Source organism: Microcoleus sp. C2D2 (assembly GCF_036702495.1).
Taxonomy (GTDB): Bacteria; Cyanobacteriota; Cyanobacteriia; order Cyanobacteriales; family Microcoleaceae; genus Microcoleus.
Window position 1 is genome coordinate 1 of sequence record NZ_JAUBTO010000321.1, and the last position, 3,251, is coordinate 3,251.

4 protein-coding genes are annotated in these 3,251 nt (G+C 41.2%); all 4 read left to right on the plus strand.

Features of this window, described 5'->3' with window-relative positions:
- Positions 1–62: 62 nt before the first annotated feature.
- The 4 genes from QUB61_RS38605 to QUB61_RS38620 all read left to right on the plus strand — a co-directional run bounded on the left by QUB61_RS38605 (position 63) and on the right by QUB61_RS38620 (position 3,241).
- A complete protein-coding gene (locus QUB61_RS38605; RefSeq protein ID WP_333136665.1) occupies positions 63–980 on the plus strand; it encodes a hypothetical protein in 918 nt (305 codons plus the stop codon).
- Positions 973–1,485 carry a hypothetical protein gene (locus QUB61_RS38610; RefSeq protein WP_333136667.1) on the plus strand — a complete coding sequence of 171 codons (513 nt, stop codon included), beginning with the start codon at positions 973–975 and terminating at the stop codon, positions 1,483–1,485. The genes QUB61_RS38605 and QUB61_RS38610 overlap by 8 nt, the downstream gene beginning before the upstream one ends.
- Positions 1,486–1,534: 49 nt before the next feature.
- Positions 1,535–2,329, plus strand: a complete 795-nt coding sequence (locus tag QUB61_RS38615; protein WP_333136669.1) for a mobilization protein MobD-like protein — start codon at positions 1,535–1,537, stop codon at positions 2,327–2,329.
- 108 nt (positions 2,330–2,437) lie between these two features.
- On the plus strand, positions 2,438–3,241 hold the full coding sequence (locus QUB61_RS38620) for a DUF6753 family protein (RefSeq protein WP_333136671.1): 804 nt from the start codon (positions 2,438–2,440) through the stop codon (positions 3,239–3,241).
- Positions 3,242–3,251 lie beyond the last annotated feature (10 nt).

Consider the following 3,251-nt stretch of genomic DNA (forward strand, 5'->3'; position numbering starts at 1 on the left):
ACAACAAACTACATTGAGTTGTAGTCGGATTTAACTGTAGCATATTTTGGGTTCCAGTTAAGATGCGTTTACCCTGCCCTTACTTTTACCGAATTGCTCGGAATCGAGAGGAAACAGCGAAAGATCGAGAAGTTGACCAATTGATTGAAGCAGTCAAGCTGTCTCGCTTCGACTACGCTCGAATGCTATCTCATTGGATTAATGAAGTGCTGCCGCCCGATTTAGATGAAATTGTATTTTGCGGGGGGACTTCTGAATATATGAAGCCAGAACTGCGAAATCAGTTTTCTCATTATTCGCTGTCTTGGCACGCAGGTATAACAGTGCCAAAAACACTCGATCCTGATGGTTTAGGTTGCCGCATAGCTGATGTTTACGGACTATTTTCTTACTTCAAATCTCAGTTTGAGGTACTGAGGCAAAGGTCTGTTGCGGCAACTTTTCAGAGGGCAGAAGATACAACTTCCACTTCAGGAGATGCTCCACTCCCTCCAACCGATCTACAGAGTGTAAAAGAATGTGCTGAACAATCTACCAAGCCAAAATCTGAACAACCTACTCACCCAAAATCTGAACAACCTACTCACCCAAAATCCGAGCAACCTACTAAATTAAAAGTTGAGCAATTTACTCACGCTAAATCCGAGCAATCTACTGAACAAAAATTTGAGGAATCTACTGCACAAAAGACTGAAGATATTACTGAACAAAAATTTGAAGAACCCGCTGAACAAAAATTTGAGGAACCTACTGAACAAAACACTGAAAATATTACTGAACAAAACAGTGAAGTTTGCGCTCAACAAAAGACTGATTCAAGTATCAAAGATAGCTGCTTAGATGATTCTAATAAATTGAGTGATGAGTCGTCGTCGAATACAGAACCTTCATTAGAGGAATCAGAAGCAAACTTAGATGCAGCTCTCTTATTGGGAGGGCCCTACCGAGGTGCTGGAAAGAAGGTGAGGAATTATGCCTAGAAAACGTTACAAGGAATTTTGCTTGCGCTGTCAAGTTTTGCCAGATTCCGAAGATGCTATCTTGCTATCTTACCTGCAAAATCATCCTTTTTTTAGTTTCCAGGAAACGATTTTACCTCTAATCAAAGCGCGGTGGCTGTTAGCAGCTTTACGCAATAGCGGTAGTCATTCTAGTACAGAGTTAGAGTATTTGAGGCGAGAAAGCATTAATTTTTTGCTCAGGCAGATAGATGAAGTTTGCCGAGATGCGGGATTTAACTGTACCGATTTAGGAGCAATTGCCCCTGGTATTTCTTCGGGTTTAATTCCTTTAGCTACTTTCCCTCACTTATCGAATCCAGGTGCATCTAGTGCTACGGAATTAACTGCCCCTGAGAGTTCAAATCCAGCAAGTTTGCCCGAAGAAAAAGAACCAGAGCAATTTGCGGGAGAAGTTGAGTTTGAAAACAGCGCATTTAACTTAGCTGGTTTCGATCCGGCAATGGTCGGGCCTAGCTTTAGTTAAAAATTATTAAGTCTTGAATAGACATCGACATCCAGCAAGGAGGAATGAAATGACTAACATGATTCACTTGGTTGACGGCGAGAAAGGTGGCGTTGGCAAGTCGATGCTAACTCGGATTCTGGTTGAATTCAATCAGAAGTATGAACTGCTGTACACGTTAATTGATGGCGATTTTCAAAATCCTGACGTGCAGCAGCGCTATCCTGAACACAATGCAAAAATCGTAGCTTTAGTTGAAGATGAAGAGAAGTTTTTCGATATCGATATTATTTTTGAAACAGCAGTAGAAACTCCTGTGATTGTCAATTTACCAGCTCGGGTTTACGGCATTATCAACAAATGGATTGACGAAGCTAATTTAACTTCTCCAGATTTTAAAGAGCAGTCAGGAGTTGATGTATGCAAGTGGTTTATTTGCGGTGGCACGACGGACAGCATTGAAATGTTTATTGACTCTTTCAACTACTTTGAAGGTCAGCTCAATCACATTTTTGTCCGCAATTTTGGAGTTTGCAAAGATTGGTCGCACGTACAAAACCATAAGGAAATGAACAAGCTCATTAATAATTACCGAATTCCTGTCGTAGATTTGCCGGCTCTGAGTGCGAGAGAGCGCAAGTTTATTGATACGAAGCGATTGTCATTTTCTCAAGCAATGAAACACTCTGAATTTTTCTTGATTAGTCAGCAGCGATTGCATACTTTTCTGGAAGACTGTTTCCGTCTGATAGAAGATGTAGGTTTGTTTAACAACGCACCCAATCGCAATAAGAAAGAAGTCATCGCTCCCTATGAACGAAAAAAAGATGAGGAAATGCCACCAGAGAATAAACCACAAATTTAGGAACAGGTTGTCAACTTTATTGGACGGACAAAATGTGTGAGTTCAGACTAGAGACTGCGCGAGTCTGGACAGCATAAAGATTGGGATTTTGATTAAGTAGGAGGCTGAATGTCGGATCGACTTTTAGAAGAACTTTCCGAAGTTGACTGTGAAGAGTTTGGCGAGATATTGGAAACGCCAAGGGAAGAGGGCAGACTTAATAATACCAAAAAGAATTCCCTACAATCCGCTGAAAAATTGCAAAGTTTGTCCGATTCTCCAGATACAGTCCCAGAATATGCAGTAGAAGAAAAGTTGAAATCCGATGGGAGTAAGCTAAATGAAGAGGAGTTTTGGCAACTCATAGAAGATGATTCGAGGGAAAGAGAAGCTCTGAACCGAGATCCTCTATCTAGCCCTCCCATCTACGAGAGAGATACTGAGTCACTAATCAGCCAGGTACTCAAGGGCAAAGACTCCAAATTTCGCTCTCACGTCATTCAGACAGCTTACCGATACGGTCTCAATAAAAATGACCCACTTTTTATCGTATTGCTGGCGACAGGTCAACTAGAACTGCTGTTAGAAAAAAAACCGCAAGAGATTGACCAGTTTTTCAAGAATTGGCAATCTCAATGGCAAGGTGATTTGAAAGATTCTCAAGCTGTCATCTCTCAAGAATTGGAACAAGTTCGTCAGCTTACTGAAAATTGGGAAAAAGAAAGCAGGGAGTTTTTAGAACGGCAGGGAAAAGCGGCTGTTAAGGTGCAACATCGCCACATTTCCAACTCAGTTTACACTCTAGTGCGACAAGCAGCTTTAGAGAAAGTTGCTCACGATATTTGGTCGGTGATTTTTGGGAGCGGGGTCATTTGTGACAAGTTAAGAAAAAGTGCAAATTGTCAAGGGGGTAGACAAAAAAAGGTAAAATAGGATGAAACCT

Excerpts from the sequence above, each read along its gene's own strand:
- QUB61_RS38615 (WP_333136669.1), top strand. The coding sequence starts at position 1,535 with ATGACTAACATGATTCACTTGGTTGACGGCGAGAAAGGTGGCGTTGGC.
- QUB61_RS38620 (WP_333136671.1), top strand. The coding sequence starts at position 2,438 with ATGTCGGATCGACTTTTAGAAGAACTTTCCGAAGTTGACTGTGAAGAG.
- QUB61_RS38610 (WP_333136667.1), top strand. The coding sequence starts at position 973 with ATGCCTAGAAAACGTTACAAGGAATTTTGCTTGCGCTGTCAAGTTTTG.
- QUB61_RS38605 (WP_333136665.1), top strand. The coding sequence starts at position 63 with ATGCGTTTACCCTGCCCTTACTTTTACCGAATTGCTCGGAATCGAGAG.